Below are 500 nucleotides of genomic sequence, written 5' to 3' on the forward strand. Positions count from 1 at the left end.
CGAGAAGATCTGCGATGTGGCCGACAAATATGGCGCGCTGAAATATATCGACGAGGTGCATGCGGTGGGCATGTACGGCCCGCGCGGCGGCGGCGTTGCCGAACGCGAAGGGCTGATGGACCGGATCGACGTCATCGAGGGGACGCTGGGCAAGGCGTTCGGCGTGATGGGCGGCTACATCACCGGCTCGAAGAACCTTGTCGATTTCGTGCGCAGTTTTGCCTCGGGCTTCATCTTCACGACGGCCTTGCCGCCGGCACTGGCGGCGGGCGCGGTCGCCTCGATCCGGCATCTGAAGGCCCATGACGACAAGCGCCTTGCGCATCAGGAGGCTGTGAGGAAGGTGCGCGCCGCGCTCGACCGTCAGGGCATTCCGCACATGGCCAATCCGAGCCACATCGTGCCGGTGATGGTGGGCGATGCGGCCAAGTGCAAATGGATCTCGGACATCCTTCTGGACGATTACGGCATCTATGTGCAGCCGATCAACTATCCGACGG

The 500-nt window shown here is 63.2% G+C and carries 1 protein-coding gene; it reads left to right on the plus strand.

What is annotated here, in order from left to right:
- On the plus strand, positions 1–500 hold a 500-nt coding region (locus DEM25_RS17445), incomplete at both ends, for an aminotransferase class I/II-fold pyridoxal phosphate-dependent enzyme (RefSeq protein WP_120222800.1).

Origin of the sequence: Oceaniradius stylonematis (assembly GCF_003149475.2) — a bacterium.
Taxonomy (GTDB): domain Bacteria; phylum Pseudomonadota; class Alphaproteobacteria; order Rhizobiales; family Rhizobiaceae; genus Roseitalea; species Roseitalea stylonematis.